Origin of the sequence: Bradyrhizobium amphicarpaeae, from assembly GCF_002266435.3 — a bacterium.
Taxonomy (GTDB): Bacteria; Pseudomonadota; Alphaproteobacteria; order Rhizobiales; family Xanthobacteraceae; genus Bradyrhizobium; species Bradyrhizobium amphicarpaeae.
The window spans coordinates 6,451,614-6,470,393 of record NZ_CP029426.2 but is presented as its reverse complement, the minus strand read 5'-3'; the positions used below and the strand labels follow the sequence as shown (position 1 = coordinate 6,470,393).

The 18,780-nt window shown below is 64.2% G+C and carries 8 protein-coding genes; 5 read left to right on the top strand and 3 right to left on the bottom strand.

The window, feature by feature from the left end:
* The first annotated feature begins 8 nt into the window (after positions 1 to 8).
* Positions 9 to 1,208: an ABC transporter substrate-binding protein gene (locus tag CIT40_RS30305; RefSeq protein WP_094892957.1), complete on the top strand. Its 1,200-nt coding sequence runs from the start codon at positions 9 to 11 to the stop codon at positions 1,206 to 1,208.
* Positions 1,209 to 1,386: 178 nt separating this feature from the next.
* Here the strand turns inward: CIT40_RS30305 and CIT40_RS30300 are convergent, their stop codons facing one another.
* Together CIT40_RS30300 and CIT40_RS30295 are read right to left on the bottom strand one after the other, a co-directional pair.
* Entirely contained in the window at positions 1,387 to 2,490 is a 1,104-nt protein-coding gene (locus CIT40_RS30300) for a lysozyme inhibitor LprI family protein (protein WP_094892956.1), read from the bottom strand.
* A gap of 87 nt (positions 2,491 to 2,577) precedes the next feature.
* Positions 2,578 to 3,309: a transglutaminase-like cysteine peptidase gene (locus CIT40_RS30295; protein ID WP_094892955.1), complete on the bottom strand. Its 732-nt coding sequence runs from the start codon at positions 3,307 to 3,309 to the stop codon at positions 2,578 to 2,580.
* A 618-nt stretch (positions 3,310 to 3,927) separates the two neighbouring features.
* On the opposite strand from CIT40_RS30295, the gene CIT40_RS30290 reads away from it, so the two are divergent.
* On the top strand, positions 3,928 to 11,496 hold the full coding sequence (locus tag CIT40_RS30290) for a VCBS domain-containing protein (protein WP_094892954.1): 7,569 nt from the start codon (positions 3,928 to 3,930) through the stop codon (positions 11,494 to 11,496).
* A gap of 145 nt (positions 11,497 to 11,641) precedes the next feature.
* Positions 11,642 to 13,873: a CHASE2 domain-containing protein gene (locus CIT40_RS30285; RefSeq protein WP_094892953.1), complete on the top strand. Its 2,232-nt coding sequence runs from the start codon at positions 11,642 to 11,644 to the stop codon at positions 13,871 to 13,873.
* Between the two features lie 125 nt (positions 13,874 to 13,998).
* On the opposite strand, the gene CIT40_RS30280 is transcribed toward CIT40_RS30285, so the two are convergent.
* Positions 13,999 to 15,594, bottom strand: a complete 1,596-nt coding sequence (locus tag CIT40_RS30280) for an ABC transporter substrate-binding protein (protein WP_094892952.1) — start codon at positions 15,592 to 15,594, stop codon at positions 13,999 to 14,001.
* Positions 15,595 to 15,793: 199 nt separating this feature from the next.
* Between CIT40_RS30280 and CIT40_RS30275 the strand changes: the two genes are divergently transcribed.
* Together CIT40_RS30275 and CIT40_RS30270 are read left to right on the top strand one after the other, a co-directional pair.
* Positions 15,794 to 17,452 carry an ABC transporter substrate-binding protein gene (locus CIT40_RS30275; protein ID WP_094892951.1) on the top strand — a complete coding sequence of 553 codons (1,659 nt, stop codon included), beginning with the start codon at positions 15,794 to 15,796 and terminating at the stop codon, positions 17,450 to 17,452.
* Between the two features lie 196 nt (positions 17,453 to 17,648).
* The gene (locus CIT40_RS30270; RefSeq protein ID WP_094892950.1) at positions 17,649 to 18,602 is read left to right on the top strand and encodes an ABC transporter permease; all 954 of its coding nucleotides are present in this window, start codon (positions 17,649 to 17,651) and stop codon (positions 18,600 to 18,602) included.
* The last annotated feature ends 178 nt before the right edge of the window (positions 18,603 to 18,780 follow it).

Sequence of the window (18,780 nt, the reverse complement as noted above, 5' to 3'; positions counted from 1 at the left end):
AGACGTCAATGTCGAAATCGTTCAGCGCATTCGGCCTTGCTGTGGGTGCCGTGGTGCTCACCTGTCTACCGGCTGCGGCGCAAACCAAGGTCACCAACGAAGGCATCTCAGCAAGCGAGATCGTGGTCGGGACCCACCAGGACCTCTCGGGCCCGATCAAGGGCTGGGGCGTCCCGGTTTCCAACGGCATGAAGATGGCAGTGGAAGAGATCAACGCGGCGGGCGGCGTCAACGGCCGCAAGATCCGGCTGGTCGTCGAGGACAGCGGCTACGATCCGAAGAAGGCCGTGCTGGCTTCGCAGAAGCTGATCGAGCGCGACAAGATCTTCGCGATGGTGGGGGCGATGGGATCGCCCACCGTGCTGGCCGCGCAGGACATCCTGCTCGACGCCGGTGTGCTTCAGCTGTTTCCGCTCACGGCGGCCGAGTTCACCTTCAAGTTCGATCCGGCCAAGCCGCAGGAGCGGCTCAAGTTCAACAATCTGCTGCCCTATGTCGAGAGCACGCGCGCGGCGCTCAAATACATGATGGAGTGGAAGAACTTCAAGAAGCCCTGCATCATGCATCAGGACGACGAGTACGGGAAGAACGTGCTCGACGGCTTCAACCAGCAGCTCACCGCCATGAAGGTGCAGCCGGCGTCGATCACGAGCTACAAGCGCGGCGCCTCCGACTTCAGCGCCCAGGTCGCCAAGATGAAGTCCGACGGCTGCGACCTCGTCGTACTCGGCGCGGTGTTGCGCGAGCCCATCGGAGCCATGACCGAGGCGAAGAAGCTCGGCTGGGAGGTCGCCTTCCTCGGCGCCACGCCCACCAACGTGATGGAGGTGCCGTTGCTCGGCAAGGAGGCCGTCGAGGGCCTCTACGCCGCGAGCGGCTTCGAGATCCCCTATGAGGACACTGCGAAGGGCAAGGTCAAGGACTGGCTCGTCAACTACAAGAAGATGTTCGGCACCGACGCCAATACCCAGGCGATCATCGGCTATAACGCGATGATGACTTTCGCGTTCTACGCGCAGAAAGCGGGCAAGGACCTCACCGGTCAGAAGATGCTGGACTCGCTGGAGTCGGGTGAAAAATTCCTCGACATCTTCAACTCGCCGCCGACCAAGTTCTCCAAGACCGACCACCTCGCCAACACCATCACCCAGGTGCAGCAGGTCAAGGGCGGCCGTTGGGTGCTGGTGAAGGACAATCTGATGTTCTGATCTTCGCGTTTACCCTCCCCCTCCTGGGGGAGGGTCGATCGCGCGCAGCGCGAGCGGGGTGGGGTGGTCTCTCAACACGGGCACTGTCGGACGTGGAGAGACCGTCACCCCACCCCGTCTCACATTTCGCTGCGCTCCATGCGAGCCGACCCTCCACCTCCAGGGGAGGGTAAGTGCCCTACGACCCCCCGCTCGCCGTCCCGGAATTCAACGGGGCCAACTCGTCCTCACGGCAGCGCCAGCCGTCGGCGGCTTTGACGAACGCAAAGGTCCGCTGAATGCGCAGGCGGCGCGTGACGTTGAAGGCTTCAGCCGAGCGCTCTCTGTTGGCGGCGCCCGGCTGCGGACGACCTGTCCTGGCGTCCCAGCAGGTGCCGGTACAGCTTGAGGCGACCTTGCTGCACATGGTGAAGGGCGCCAGCACGGACATCTCGATTTCACCGGTGACCTGCGCCTCCTGCTCGGTCACCTGGCTGTCGAGCGCGTAGACGCGGTTGATGCGAAGGAAGCTGCCGCACGAATTGGCTGCATGGATCCGCGCCGCGCAGAAGTCGACCGCGTCGGTGTCGGGGATGCGGGCCGCGACCTGCCGGCCGAAAACCTTCTTGGGATCGCCCTTCGCCGCGCGAATTTCGTCGGTCCTGCGTTTCAAATGCTCGGCAACACAGTCCTCTGCGGATTCGAGCTCCTGGAGCGGCACGTTCTCCTTGCCGACCAGATTGCATTTGCGATCGCGCTCTCGTGTCCACCTGCCATATTCGGCGAAGGCAAAGCGCGCCGCAGTCGGGTCCAGTCTGCCGATCAGGGCGAGCACCTGGCCATTGAGCTCCGTTTCGGCAAGCGCCAGCGACGGGTCTGCACAGATCAGCGCGCCCGCTGCGGTGTTGGCTGCGAGGCAATCGAAATCAGGATCGCGCAGCATCGCGGCGCGCTCCTCGGTCACCTTGAGCAGGCATGCCTTCACCCGCTCGAAATCGTCGGGGCGGATCGCGGTCTGGCCGACGATGCCGCAGCCTAGATTGCGCTGGCGGATCCAGATCGCATTCTCCTCGATCGCAGGAAGGCGGTCGGGCAGGCGGGCGAGCCGCGCCTCGATCGCCGAGTTCAGCTTCTCGGCGGCGGCGGCAAGCGCGCCATCTCCGCAGAACAATTGATTGCCGGGATCGCGAATCTGCTGGCAGTTGTTCTTGGCAAACAGCGGCAGCCGGTCGGCGATGGCTTGGTCGGACTGGGCGGCCGCGGGCGTCGCGAGCGCCAGCAAAGTCAGCACGATGAACCGCATTCCAGTCGCCCCTGCATGGAAGGCGCCATGCTAGCGCTTCGGATCGCGGGGTGGAATGGGGTTGTGTGGGATCGGGCTACGGGAGGATCAATTGGCCTCGGCGGCGACCATCGAGAACCGCGCGCGCTCGTCGACATATTTCAGCACGGCCGATTGGTAGAGTGTGAACAGCGGTTGATAGTTGCGCGCCGCGTCGTCTTCCACCATGGCCATGCGGCGGTTGTCGAGCATCAGCCAGCGGCCATCGAGCTTTGCTGCGGCGACCGCGTGGTCTTCGCCGGCCCTGACGTCGCGCACCACCACGATGCGGAGATCCTCGGCCGCCACGCCCGCCAGAAGCAGCGCGGCCAGCTTGGCGATGGCATAGTCCTCGCAATCCCCGGCGCCGCGCGCGAAGGTCGCAAGCGGCGAGCTCCAGACGTCGTCGATGCCGTCATCGGCGGCCCGGATCGCAAGGTTGATGGCGCGGTTGGTCTCGCCGAGCCGTGCGCGGCCGTCGCGGGCGCGGGCCTGGTCGACGATGGCGAGCAGCTTCAGGGCCGCGGGCGAAGCGCAATGGTCACGGTCACCGTCGCATAGCGCGAGCTGCACCATGTCGCCGTCGAGCTTGTCTTTCAGCAAGAGCCATTTCCGTTGCAGGCTGCCGGCGGAGATGGCGAAGGCGAACACGCCGAACGGCTCGGCGGATTTGCGCACGAAAACGCCTGCGCCCGGCGACAGCAGCGTGCCGGCGCGAAGCTCGGCGGCCGACCCACACAGGATCAATCCGCACAGGACAAGGATTGCGCGCCAGGTGCGCGAGCGAGCAGCGGTCTCCATCTGACATTCCCCTTCCGACTTCGACCCAGGTCCCCCTCGACCTGAACGTGCCGGGCTTTGTTGCTTTCGCGGAGATAGTGCGAGGCGGGCCGTTTTGTTCTGCTTAACGCGCCCGGCTGGGGTCCCAAAACCGGGGAACAGGCTGAAACAGGACTGCCCGAATTGCGTAAAATTTTACGATTCGCCGGCTAGGAGGTGTCCGGCTGCCGCGAAATAGAGCCAATTGCAGACACAGGTTGTGGGGAGCGAATCTGGATTCTATGGCTAACGACCCCCCATTTCATGGGGTTCTGTTAGCTAGGTCACAGATTTAACTCCGTATCTGCCGCAGGATGCTGCGGGAGATCGTGAAGGGAAGATGACGCAAGTATCTCTTCGATAGCTATACGGAAGTTTACTTTAGATGACTGGAAATGCGTGGAAACAGGCCGAATTCGACTTCCAAATATTTGAAGGATTACTTTCGCTTCTCTGTACGCGTCGACGCGTAGGGGCTTCAAGGGGCCAAGTGATGCGAAATCACACAAGCAATAGATGGTATCCCTAAGGACTTGCTAATGCTATGCAAGCTTAGGCGGTCGATACTTACTTAAATTTTAACTCTTTCACGGTGCCCGGTTGAATTACGCTGGCCAATTTGACGCCGCGATTTCGTTGGACGGCCTGGGCTCCCGTTCGCCCGCCGGCGCCCATGTCGATTCCTTTACGGCGAAGGCGCACGGTCACGTCCCTGACGGCGCGTTCGTTGTTCCCGACCCGAACCTGATCTTCAACGGCGAGTTCAAGCGCGCGGGCCTTGATCTTGTGCTGTCCCACGACGGTCACGAGTTCGTCGTTCACGATTATTTCAGGGGCGAAAAGCGCGCGGCGCTCGCCTCACCCGACGGGGCCCATCTTACCGGCGACATCGTCAACGCGCTCACGGGGCATGTCCAGGTCGCTCAAGCCGCCCCCGGCGGCGCGGCCGCGGCCCAGGTCATCGGCCACGTCACCAAGCTCGCGGGCAGCGCGACCGCGGTCCGCAACGGCGTCTCGGTCATCCTCAACAACGGCGACAACGTCGAGAAGGGGGACGTGGTTTCGACCGGATCGGATTCGACGCTCGGCATCACCTTCATCGACGGCACCGTGTTCGGCCTGTCCTCCAATGCCCGGATGGTGCTGAACGAGATGGTCTACGACCCCAACGGGTCGAGCAATTCCTCGCTGCTGAGCCTCGTCGCCGGCACCATCACCTTCGTCGCCGGCGAGACCGCCAAGCACGGCGACATGAAGATCGACACGCCGGTCGCCACCATGGGCATCCGCGGCACCGCCGTGCTGACCCAGATCAACTTCGTCGTTCCCGCCGGCGGCGGCGATCCGCAGCCGCAGGCGAGCTTCCAGGTGCTGGTCGAGCCGAACGGCACGACGGGCTCCTACATCCTGTTCGACAAGGTCACGCTGCTGCCGATCGCGACGGTCAACCAGGCCGGCCAGATGATCCAGATCAGCGGCGGCAACGTCTCGATCTCCAATGCGCTGATGTCGCCGGACGTTCAGAAGCTGATCACCGACGTGTTCACGCTGAAGTTCACCGACAACAACACCAACACCAAGCTGACCACGAATTTCACCGACACGCTCACGCCGATGAGCCAGGACGTGGTGTTCAAGTCGGCGTCCGGCGCCGTTGCGACCGCGACATTCGTCAACCTCAATCCGCCGGGACCGGAGACGCCCAGCACCTCCACGCCGGGCGCCACGCGCATTCCCAACCAGCCAATTGCGCAGAGCTTCGACGCCAGCGGTAACGTGACGTCGGCGTTCGCGTTGACCGAGCGTGCTGATGCGACCGGCGACACGCATGCCGACACGATTTCCGGCCTGATCAGATTCCTCGATCAAAATCTCGGCGACCGGCCGACGGTGAGCGTCAGCCTCGCCGACGCACCAAACTATGTCTACAAGGACGCCGGCCAGCACGACGTCACCGGCTCGCTCTCCGCGCTCCAGAAGCAGGACATCGCGGCGACACAGATCCAGATCAGCGTCGCCCCCGGCGCCGGCAACGACAACAACGGCTCGGCCGCCTGGACTTACACGATCCCGGACAAGGTCTTTGACTTCCTGGCGGCCGGCGAAACCCTGACGCTGACCTACATGTTCCGCGTCGACACCAATTTCGCGGTGAGCCCGGAGTCCAAATTCATCCCGATCACCATCACGATCACGGGCACGAACGACAAGCCCACGGTCGCGACGTCGGGCGGAACCGTCATCGAGAAGATCGGGACCGGCAACGAGGCGCTCGACACCATCACGGGCACGGTCACCTTCACCGACGTCGACCTGACTGACCGGCCGATCGTGAGCGCGGCGCTCTCGTCCACCCAGCCGTTCAAATATCTCGATGCCGAAGGCAACGATATCACGTCGACACTGACGCCACAGCAACTCGCGGCGATCGCTGCCGTCGAGGTGCCGTTGACCGTGGTGCAGGGCGCGGGGAACGCCAACAACGGCTCGGCCACCTGGACCTACAGCGTTCCCGACCATCTCTTCGATTTCCTCGCCAAAGGCGAGAAACTCACCCTCAACTACGTGGCGCAGGTCGATGACGGGCACGGCGGTGTCGTCAGCACGCCGGTCACCGTGTCGATCAACGGTGCGGACGTCAATGTCGAGGGCACCAACGACGTGCCGACGATCGTCGCAGACGACACTACCCCGGCCGGTGCGGTGACCGAGGATACGGCGGCCACGCTTGTTGCCACCGGCACCATCGCATTCAACGACCCTGATCTCACCGACACCCACACCGCGAGTTTCTCGCTGAAGTCGACGATATCGAGCGCGCATCTGCCCGGCTTCAGCGATGGGACCTCGCATATCGGCACGTTCGCGCTTGCCCCGGTGGTCGAAAGCCCCGGCGCCAGCTCCCGCGGGGCAGTGGGCTGGACCTTCACGCTCGACGACAGCGATCCGGTGCTGCAGTCGCTGGCCAAGGGCCAGACCATCACGCAGGTTTATACGATTGAAGTCGACGACCATCACGGTGGTACGGTCACCCAGGACGTAACGGTCACCATCACCGGGACCAACGACACGCCGACCATCACGAGCGATGCAGAAGCGGCAGCGGGGAGCGTGACCGAGGACGCCGCGACGCCGACACTGACCGCTGGCGGCACGCTGGCGATCCAGGATCTCGACCTGATCGACACCCACAGCGCGGAGGCTGTGTTCAAGTCGGCGACGTCGAGCGCGCATTTGCCGGGCTTTGACGGCGATACGCCGCTCGGGACCTTCACGATCGATCCGTCAGTGACCGAAGCGAACGACGATACCAGCAACGGCGCGACGCTGGGCTGGCACTTCGTGCTCAACGACAACGATCCGGTGCTGCAGTCGCTGGCCAAGGGCCAGACCATCACGCAGGTCTACACCGTGACCTTCACCGACAACAACGGTGCGCAGGTCTCGCAGGACGTCACGGTCACCATCACCGGCACCAACGACGCGCCGACCATCACGAGCGATGCAGACGCGGCAGCGGGGAGCGTGACCGAGGACGCCGCGACGCCGACGCTGTCGACCGGCGGCACGCTGGCGATCCAGGATCTCGACCTGATCGACACGCACAGCGCGGAGGCTGTGTTCAAGTCGGCGACGTCGACTGCGCATCTGCCGGGCTTTGACGGCGATACGCCGCTCGGGACCTTCACGATCGATCAGTCAGTGACCGAAGCGAGCGACGACACCAGCAACGGCGCGACGCTGGGCTGGCACTTCGTGCTCAACGACAACGATCCGGTGCTGCAGTCGCTGGCCAAGGGCCAGACCATCACGCAGGTCTACACCGTCACCTTCATCGACAACAACGGTGCGCAGGTCTCGCAGGACGTCACGGTCACCATCACCGGGACCAACGACGCGCCGACCATCACGAGCGATGCGGATGCCGCAGCGGGTGCGGTGACCGAGGACGCCGCGACGCCGACGCTGTCGACAGGCGGCACGCTGGCGATCCAGGATCTCGACCTGATCGACACCCACACGGCGGAGGCTGTGTTCAAGTCGGCGACATCGACTGCTCATCTGCCGGGCTTTGACGGCAACACGCCGCTCGGGACCTTCACGATCGATCCGTCAGTGACTGAAGCGAACGACGATACCAGCAACGGCGCGACGCTGTGCTGGCACTTCGCGCTCAACGACAACGACCCGGTGCTGCAGTCGCTGGCCAAGGGCCAGACCATCACGCAGGTCTACACCGTGACCTTCACCGACAACAACGGTGCGCAGGTCTCGCAGGACGTCACGGTCACCATCACCGGGACCAACGACACGCCGACCATCACGAGCGATGCGGACGCGGCAGCGGGGAGCGTGACCGAGGACGCCGCGACGCCGACACTGACCGCTGGCGGCACGCTGGCGATCCAGGATCTCGACCTGATCGACACCCACAGCGCGGAGGCTGTGTTCAAGTCGGCGACGTCGACGGCGCATCTGCCGGGCTTTGACGGCGATACGCCGCTCGGGACCTTCACAATCGATTCTTCAGTAACCGAAGCGAACGACGACACCAGCAACGGCGCGACGCTGGGCTGGCACTTCGTGCTCAACGACAACGACCCGGTGCTGCAGTCGCTGGCCAAGGGCCAGACCATCACGCAGGTCTACACCGTCACCTTCACCGACAACAACGGTGCGCAGGTCTCGCAGGACGTCACGGTCACCATCACCGGGACCAACGACACGCCGACCATCACGAGCGATGCAGACGCGGCAGCGGGGAGCGTGACCGAGGATGCCAGCGCGACGCTGTCGATCGACGGCACTCTGGCGATCCAGGATCTCGACCTGATCGACACCCACAGCGCGGAGGCTGTGTTCAAGTCGGCGACGTCGAGCGCGCATTTGCCGGGCTTCGACGGCGATGCGCCGCTCGGGACTTTCACGATCGACTCCTCCGTCGCCGAGTTCAACAACGACGCCGATAACGGGGCGACGCTGGGCTGGCACTTCAGTCTCGACAACGGTAACGCGACGCTGCAATCGCTGGCGCAGGGCCAGACCATCACTCAGGTCTACACCGTCACCTTCACCGACGATCACGGCGCGCAGATCGCGCAAGATGTGACCGTCACGATCAACGGCGCCAATGACGCACCGACGATCACCAGCAGTGCCGCGGCCGCCGCCGGCGTGGTGACCGAGGATGCCAGCGCGACGCTGTCGATCGACGGCACGCTGGCGATCCAGGATCTCGACCTGATCGACACCCACAGCGCAGAGGCGACGTTCAAATCCTCGACGTCGAGCGTGCATCTGCCGGGCTTCGATGACGACACGCCGCTCGGCACCTTCACGATCGATTCCTCCGTGGCCGAGTTCAACAACGACACTGACAACGGCGCGACGCTGGGCTGGCACTTCAGCCTCGACAACGGCAATGCGGTGCTGCAATCGCTGGCCGAGGGCCAGGCCATTACCCAGGTCTACACCGTCACCTTTACCGACGATCATGGCGCGCAGATCGCGCAGGACGTCACGGTCACCATCAACGGTGCCAACGACGCGCCGACGATCACCAGCGATGCCGACGCGGCAAGAGGCACGGTCAACGAGGACGATGGCGCCTCGCTGACGACCGGCGGCACGCTGGCGATCCAGGATGTCGATCTGACCGACACCCACACGGCGGAGTGGTCGTTCAAATCGTCGTCCGTCAGCACGGACCTGCCGGGCTTCGGAGCGAGTTCGCATATCGGCACGTTCTCGATTGATCCGGTGTCCGAATCCGCCACCGACACGAACGATGGCGCGACGCTGGGCTGGCACTTCGCGCTCGACAACAGCGATCCGGTGCTGCAGTCGCTGGCGGAAGGGCAGACCATCACCCAGGTCTACACCGTCACGTTCGACGACCAGCACGGTGGCAAGATCAGCCAGGACGTCACTGTCACGATCACCGGCACCAACGATGCGCCGGCGGTCTCCTATGTCACCTCGGACTACATGAATTTCGACGGCCACACCATCGCGGTCGGCGACGTGCCGACGGTCGCCACCGACGGCGTGACGCTGGACGGCTGGGTGAACTGGAACGGGAGCTCGGATCCCGGCCATGGCCAGGTCCTGTTCTACAACGGCAACACCTCGACCACCGGCTTCGGCCTGCTCGGCACCGTCAATATCGACGGCACTCTGGAGCTGCAGATTCTCGCAGGCGGCGTCGACATTGCCGATACCGGCGTGGCGCTCACGGCGTCGCAGTGGCACAACATTGCGCTGACCCACGACAACGGCGCCTTCACGCTCTATCTCGACGGAAACCTCGAATACTCGCAGTCATGGGGGGGCAACCCGATCGACGGCAGCCCGTCGAATCCGTCGGCGTCCTACATGATGATCGGCGCCGCGAGCGAGGCGGGCGCGGCGGGCTTTGGCGCGGAAGGCTTCTTCGGCTCGATCGCCGACGTCAGCGTCTGGACCACTGCGCTCACGCAGGTGCAGATCCAGTCGATCGACTTCACCGCGCTTACCGGCAACGAGGCGAATCTGGCCGGGTATTACCAGCTCGGCGACGGCAGCGGGACGACGGCTTCCAACACGGCTAACCCCGCCAAGAGCCTTGTGATCGAGGGCGATGCGGACTGGGCAAGCGGCACCTCCGGGCCGGGCGGCGCCGTTGCCGATCTGATGGAAACCAATGCCGGCCAGCTCACGCATGGCTTGCTCGCGGTCTCCGACGTCGATGCGACCGATCACGTCACGGTGTCGGTCAGCGAGCTGCAGGTGACTCTCGACGGCGTGTTGCAGACGGACAGCGTCGGCGGGCTGTCGCAAACGGACCTGCTGAACTATCTCTCCGTCCCGTCCGGCGACATCCTCGACGGCACGGCCACCCACGCCCAGTTCACGTGGCAATTCAATTCGGGCAGCCAGGCCTTCGATTTCCTCGCCGCCGGCCAGACCCTGTCGCTGCAATACACCATCGTACCCGACGACGGGCATGGTGCTGGCACCGCGGCCGTCGTCACCGTCGACATCACCGGCAGCAACGACGCGCCGACGCTGGCCGATCTCCACATCGGTCCGCTCTCGGATACGGCGGCCCCCGATACCTTCTCCGATCTGACCGGGATGCTGGCGGGCCATGATGCCGATACCGGCGAGACGGAGACGCTCACCTACGCCGTGCTCAATGCCGATCATCACGCGGCGACGACGGTTGCGGGGCTCTACGGCTCGCTGACGGTCAACCCCGACGGCAGCTACAGCTACGTTCCCGACGACGCCGCGATCAATGCGCTGGCGGACGGCTCCTACGCGGATGTCTTCACGGTCCAGACCACGGATGTGCACGGTGCAACCGGCACGGCCACGCTAACGGTGGACGTGACGGGCGCGGACGAGGCCGTTGCCAACCCTGCTGACGGTCCGGTCATCAACACCGAGAGCTTCCAGGTCGAGCACATCATCGAGAACAATTCCGACGTCATCACCAACCTTTTGGTCACCGAGGTCGGCGCTGCGGACCATGACTTCACCGTCGCGGTGTCGACCGCGCATCCGGGTCTCAGCCAGGTCGATTTCTTTCCGACGTCCGGCTCTCTCGACGAGATCAATTTGGGCTTCGAGACAGGCGCCACCTACAATCCGACCGGTGCCAGCTCCGATCCGCAAGCCTCGCCGCCGGCCACCGAGCAGATCACGCTGACGGTCACGGACAAGACCACGGGCCTCTCCGACATCGTCAACTTCGTTTTCAACGAGGCCGGCGACACGAGCCAGGGCATCACGTTGGCAGGCACCGGCGGCAAGGACGTCATCTTCTCGACCGACACCAACGACACGCTGATCGGCGGCGCCGGCAAGGACCAGTTCGTGTTCTCGCCGGGCTCGATCCAGTACGACAACGAGCATAACCCCATCACCGATTTCGCGCACACCATCAACGATTTCGAGATTGGCGTGGACAAGATCGACCTGCGGCTGTTCTCGGGCGTGAGCTCCATCGACGATCTCGTCATCGCCCCCCAGTCCGGCGGCGACACCTTGGTCACCTGGAGCCAGCGCGTCGGTGGGTTGACGGAGAGTGGGCCGGTCACGGAGCACGAATCGTTGCTCCTGAAGAGCCTGGCCGGAAACCTCCAGGCCAGCGATTTCATTTTCGGCAGCAGCCATATCGCCTGATGGACGGTCGCGCCTCCGCCGGCCCGCGCACGGCTCGCCCGCGGCAAAAAATCCATGTCCTCCGCATCCCGGGAATAGCCAATCGCGCGCCGACGCTCCATGATCGGAGCGCACGGCACGATGCGAGGCAGGAAGTCCTACCAGCATGAAACGTCTCAAGATCCTGCGGCGGTGGTTTGCGCGGAAGCTGGGCTTTGCGCGGCTGATGTGCCTTGCGCTGCTGGTCGTGTTCGCCGGCGCGCGCCTGTGGGACCCGCCGCCGATCCAGGAATTGCGGCTGCGCACCTTCGACATGTTCCAGCTGATCGACCCGCGCCACAAGGCGGCACGGCCGGTCGTCATCGTCGACATCGACGACAAGAGCCTCGCCAGGCTCGGCCAGTGGCCATGGCCGCGCACGCGCATCGCCGACCTGATCCAGAACCTCACCAACAACGGCGCGGTGGCGATCGGCTTCGACGTGGTGTTCTCGGAGCCCGACCGGCTCAACCCGGATCTGGTCGCGAGTCAGATGCGCTATCTGGACGACGCCACCCGCGCCAAGCTGCGCGAGCTGCCGAGCAACGACCAAGTCCTCGCCGATGCCATCAAGCGCTCGCGCGTCGTGCTGGGCGAGACCGGGCTTCCGGAGGTCCTGTCCGAACTCGACAAATCACTTCCGTTCACTGGCGTGGCCACGGTCGGGGAGGAGGGCGCCGAGCGTTTCCTGTTCGAATTCCCCGGCCTGCTCCGCAACGTGCCTGAGATCGAGAAGATCGCGGCCGGTCGCGGGCTGTTCTCGATCCGGACCGAGCGAGACGGCTTGATCCGCCGCGTGCCGATGATCATGCGCGCCCAGGGCAACATCATGCCCTCGCTCAGCCTCGAGATCCTGCGCGTCGTCACGGGGACACCGACCTTGCTGGTCCGCACGGACAAGGCCGGTATCAGGTCGATCCGTCTCAAGGGCGCGGAAATTCCGACCGACAAGAACGGTCAGCTCTGGGTGCACTATGCCCGCCGGGATCCCTCGATCTACGTGTCCGCGGTCGACGTGCTCGACAATAGCCTGCCGCCTTCGAGGATCGCCGGCAAGCTGGTGCTGGTCGGCACGTCCGCGGGCGGATTGAACGACATCAAGACCACGCCGGTCTCCCGGGCCATGCCGGGGGTCGAGATCCACGCCCAGGTGCTGGAGAGCGTGCTGAGCGGCGCGGTGATCTCCCAGCCGAACTATGCGCTCGGCGTCGAGCTGCTCGCCGCGCTCGTCATCGGCATCCTGGTGATCATCTTCACGCCGAATCTCGGCCCGGTGCGCCTGGTGCTCGCGGGGGCGACCTTCGCCGCCATCCTGATCGGCGTGTCCTGGTTCTTCTACGCGCAGTACCGCTACCTGATCGATTTCACCTATCCGCTGCTCTCGACCACGGCGGTCTATCTGACCCTGATCTTCGCGAGCTTCGTGCGCGAGCAACGGCAGCGCGTGCAGATCCGCGGACAGTTCGCGCAATACATGTCGCCGGTCCTGGTCGAGCAGCTGGCGCAGTCGCCGGAGAAGCTCGTGCTCGGCGGCGAGGAGCGCGAGATGACGATCATGTTCTCCGACGTGCGCGGCTTCACCACGATCTCGGAGAGCTACAAGCACGACCCGCAAGGCCTGATCGCGCTGATGAACCGCTTCCTGACGCCGCTCACCGACGTGATCATCGAGCGGAAAGGCTATATCGACAAATATATGGGCGACGCCATCATGGCGTTCTGGAACGCGCCGCTCGACGACGCCGAGCACGAGGTCAACGCCTGCGAGGCCGCGATCCAGATGCTCGAGCGGATCGACGCGGTCAACAAGGAGCGCGAGCAGGAGGCGGCCGAGGGCGGCCATGTCTACATCCCGCTCAATGTCGGCATCGGCCTCAACACCGGCATCGGCGTGGTCGGCAACATGGGCTCGGACCTGAAGAAGAACTATTCGGTGCTCGGCGACAGCGTGAACCTGGCTTCACGGCTAGAAGGCCAGTCGAAGGAATACGGCTTTCCCATCATCGTGGGATCCAGGACTGCGCTTGCCGTCAAGGACAAGTTCGCGATCCTCGAGCTCGACTTCATCATGGTCAAGGGCAAGACCGAACCCGAGGTGATCTACGCCATCGCGGGCCGCGAGGACGTGATGCATTCGGCCGCCTTCCAGCGCCTGCGCAACATCACCATTGAGACGCTCGCCTGCTACCGCAGCCGTGACTGGCAGGGCGCACTGGACGCGATCGAACGCGGGCGCAAGGGCGAGGACGCCGATACCCTGGAGAAGCTGTTCAGGCTCTACGAGGCGAGGATCAAGGATTTCCAGCTCAATCCGCCGGCGGAGGGCTGGACCGGGGCTTTTGCGCTGCTGACGAAGTAGCGGCCGTCACCGCTTTCGTCGGGTGGGCAAAGGCGCGTAGCGCCGTGCCCACCAACTTGCTCCGCAAGGAGGAAATGGTGGGCACGCTTCGCTTTGCCCACCCTACGGCGTCTGCGTTCGTCGCCTCACTCCACCCCGATCGTCGTGAGATCCTGGAACCAGTGCTGGGCCTGCACGAACTGCTTGATCTTCGGCGACAGCGCGTGCGGGTTGGTGTCGTGGACGACCCAGACCAGCGCGGCGTCGTCCACGATCAACGCATGCGCCTGCGCCAGCAATTCGTCCTGCTTGGCGCTGTCGAAGGTCTGCTTGGCTTCGTCGATCAGCGCATCCACCTTCGGGTTCTTGTAGCCGCCCCAGTTGACGCCGACCGGCGCGATCTGCCCGGAATGGAAGAACCGGACGATGGCGTAGAGGGGATCGGACGTGACGTAGGCGATGTTGTTGGCGGTGATGCCGGCATTGATCTCGTCGGCCGCGCCCTTGCGCCAATGCGTATAGAGCGTCTCGAGCTCGACGACCTTGAAGTCGATGTCGATGCCGATCTCCTTGAAGCTCTGCTGCAGGAATTCGTTCATCGGCAGCGACAGCATCTGGCCGGTGCCGCCCTGTGCGATGATGAAGGTGGTCTTCAGCGGCTTGGCCTTGGAGTAGCCAGCCTCTTCGACCAGCTTCTTGGCGGCGGCCAGATCATACTTGATGTCGAAGGTCGGCTTGCCGAACCACGGGCTCGAGGGATCGACCTGGCCCTTGGCGGGTTTTGCGAGGCCGTTCATCAGGCCGACGACGGCGTCGCGGTCGATCGCGAGGTTCAGCGCCTTGCGCAGGCGGATGTCGGTCCAGGGCGAGCCCGGCAGCACGCTGAGGTGATAATTCCAGACATGCGGCGTGACGTTGTCGACCAGCTTCATGCCGGCGGCTTTCAGCTGCGGCACGGCGTCCGGCGCCGGCGTTTCGATCAGATCGACTTGCCCCGCCAGCAGCGCATTGGTGCGCGTCAGCGCTTCCGGCATCGGCACCAGCACGAGCTTGTCGACCTTGGGAATCCGCTTCTTGTTCCAGTAGTCCGGATTCTTCGTCAGCTCCGCGAGCTCGCGCGGCACCAGCTTGGTCAGCTTGAACGGGCCGGTGCCGGAGGGCTGACTGGCGAACTTGTCCCAGTCCTTGCCGAGCTTCTCGTATTGCGCCGGGCTGGACACCAGGAACCACAGCATCTGATAGGGAAAGAAGGAGTCGACCGTCTTGGTGGTGATCTCCACCGTGGAATCGTCGATCTTGGCGTAGCTCGCGACCGAAGGAAGCCGCGTCTTCACCTGTGCGCTTTGCCGCTTGTCGAATTGCGGCGCCTTGTCGTTCAGCACCTTGTCCAGATTCCAGATCACCGCGTCGGCGTTGAACTCGCTGCCATCGTGAAACTTCACGCCCTTGCGCAACGTGAAGCGCCATTTGGTCTTGTCCTTGTCGTCCACCTTCCACTCGGTTGCGAGCCCTGGCACCAGCTTGCCCGGGCGGTCGGCGACGTCCATCTCCCACGCCACCAGCGGATCGTAAATCGTGTAGGCCGTGAACTGATAGGCGCCGGCGCCGCGATCAGGCTGGCCGGTGGTCAGCGGAATGTCCGCCATCGAGATGCCGTAGCGCACCACCGTTTCGGCGCGCGCCGAGATTGCGGACAACGCCAGTGCAAGCACGGCGAGACAAGTCGATAGGCGAATACGCATGGTCCAAAGCCCCCAGAGAGAATCAGGGACCAAACCTGCAATCTTGATGCCAGAATAGGCAGCGAGAGGCGATTGTACGCTCGAGATCACAAAGACTTGTCGTCGCAGGGGCAATTCGCAGAAAAAGTTTCTCCTTGGCATAGCCATTGCATACGATTGCATCAAAAATAGTCATCGAAGCCGGAAAAGGATTGAGGCGATGCTTATGAAGAAAACCACACGCGCGGCATTGGTCGCGGTGCTCGCTCTAACGACGGCGGCTGCATGGCCGCGTGCGGTCAGCGCCGAGACCGTGCTGCGCATCGGCATGACCGCTGCCGATATTCCGCGCACGCTGGGCCAGCCGGATCAGGGTTTTGAAGGCAATCGCTTCACCGGCCTCACCATGTACGACGCGCTGACCGGCTGGGACCTGTCCTCCGCCGAGAAGGCGAGCGTGGTGATTCCCGGCCTTGCGACCGAATGGAAGGTCGACGATGCCGACAAGACCAAATGGACCTTCAAGCTGCGCCCCGGCGTCACCTTCCACGACGGCTCGCCGTTCAATGCGGATGCCGTGGTGTGGAACGTCGACAAGGTGCTGAAGCAGGACGCGCCGCAATTCGACGCCAGCCAGGTCGGCGTCACGGCCTCGCGTATGCCGACGCTGGCCTCCGCGAAGAAGATCGACGACATGACCGTCGAGCTCACCACCAAGGAGCCCGACAGCTTCCTGCCGATCAACCTCACCAATCTGTTCATGGCGAGCCCGGCGAAGTGGCAGCACTTCTACGACAAGGCCGAAGGCGCCGATGCCAAGGCCAAGTCGCAGGCCGCATGGACTGCGTTTGCCAAGGATGCCGCGGGCACCGGCCCGTGGAAGATGGCGAGCTTCACGCCGCGCGAGCGGCTCGAGCTCGTCAAGAACGCGAATTATTGGGACAAGGCGCGCGTGCCCAAGGTCGACAAGATGGTGCTGCTGCCGATGCCGGAGGCCAACGCGCGCACCGCGGCGCTGCTCTCGGGGCAGGTCGATTGGGTCGAGGCGCCGGCGCCGGACGCGCTGCCCGAGCTGAAGCAGCGCGGCTTCAAGCTCTACGCCAACGAGCAGCCGCATGTCTGGCCATGGCAGTTCTCGCGGGTCGAGGGTTCGCCCTGGAACGACATCCGCGTACGCAAGGCCGCGAACCTCTGTATCGATCGTGAAGGCCTCAAGGACGGCTTGCTCGCCGGCCTCATGGTGCCCGCGACCGGCACCTTCGAGCCCGGCCATCCCTGGCGCGGCAAGCCGACTTTCGAGATCAAGTACGACAAGGCGGCTGCGCAGAAGCTGATGCAGGAGGCCGGCTTCGGTCCCAACAAGAAGCTGACGGTGAAGACGCAGACGTCGGCGTCCGGTTCGGGCCAGATGCAGCCGTTGGCGATGAACGAATATCTCCAGCAGGCGCTGGCCGAATGCTATTTCGACGTGAAGCTCGACGTCATCGAGTGGAACACGCTGTTCACCAATTGGCGTCGCGGCGCCAAGGACCCCAGCGCGAATGGTTCGAATGCCACCAACGTCACCTATGCGGCGATGGACCCGTTCTTCGCGCTGGTGCGCTTCCTGCAATCGGGCATGGCCCCGCCGGTCTCGAACAATTGGGGTTTCATCAACAACCCCAAGTTCGACGAGCTGGTGAAGAAGGCGCGCCAGACCTTCGATCCCGCCGCGCGTGACGCCGCACTCGCCGAGCTGCATGCAGCCTCCGTCGATGACGCTGCTTTCCTCTACGTGGCCCACGACGTCGGCCCGCGCGCGATGAGCCCGAAGGTCACGGGCGTCGTGCAGCCGAAGAGCTGGTTCATCGACTTCTCGCTGGTGTCGATGAAGGAGTGAGGTGCTAGCACTGAACTCGGTGCACCCTCTCCCCTTGTGGGAGAGGGTGGCTTCGCGTTAGCGAAGCCGGGTGAGGGGTTCTCTCCGCGAATGTGGACCCCTCAACTGACGCAATTGCATCCGCGGATAGATACCCCTCATCCGGCGCTTCGCGCCACCTTCTCCCACAAGGGGAGAAGGACAGAGAAGAAACAACGTGCTCGCCTATATCGCCAGACGCATCGTCTACGTCATTCCGATCGTCATCAGCGTTGCGCTGGTGTGCTTCCTCCTCGTGCACATCACGCCGGGCGATCCGCTCGTCGCCGTGCTCCCCGCGGATGCCTCGCAGGAGCTCGCGGCTCAGCTGCGCACGGCCTACGGCTTTGACCGCCCGCTGCCGGTGCAGTTCGGGCTGTGGCTGCTTCGCGCCCTCCACGGCGATCTCGGCAATTCCATCGCGACGGGGCGCCCCGTGCTCGCCGAAGTCATGCGCGCCGTCAGCAATACCGTCACGCTGGCGATTGCCGCCGCGATCATCGGCTTCACAATGGGCATCCTGCTCGGCCTGATCGCCGGCTATTTCCGCGAGACCTGGATCGACAAGCTCGCGACGTCCTTTGCCATCGCGGGCGTGTCGGTGCCGCATTACTGGCTCGGCATGGTGCTCGTCATCATCTTCTCGGTTCAGCTCAACTGGCTGCCTGCGGTCGGCGCCGGGCCGAACGGCTCCAACTCCTGGGCCTGGGACTGGGCGCATCTGAAATATCTCGTGCTGCCGGCGATCACGACCTCGGTGATTCCGATGGGCATCGTCACCCGCACGGTGCGCGCGCTGACCGGCGACATCCTCAGCCAGGATTTCGTCGAGGCCTTGCGCGCCAAGGGGCTGCACGAGCGCGGCGTGTTCCGCCACGTCATCAAGAACGCCGCGCCGACCGCGCTGGCGGTGATGGGGCTTCAATTGGGTTACATGCTCGGCGGCTCGATCCTGATCGAGACGGTGTTCTCCTGGCCGGGCTCTGGCTTCCTGCTCAACTCCGCGATCTTCCAGCGCGACCTGCCGCTGCTGCAAGGCACGATCCTGGTCCTGGCGCTGTTCTTCGTATTCCTCAATCTCATGGTCGACATCGCGCAAGCCGCGATCGACCCGCGCATCAAGCGGGGCTAGTGGGATGAGATCGAGCCCAGCTATAGCCGCGACGGCAGTGCGCTCCCTCCCCCGCCTGCGGGGGAGGGTTGGGGAGAGGGTGTCTCTCCTCGCGAGAACCCCCGAGTGGAGAGAACCCTCACCCGCGCCTGCGGCGCGACCTCTCCCGCAAGCGGGAGAGGTGCACCGCCGCTTCGAC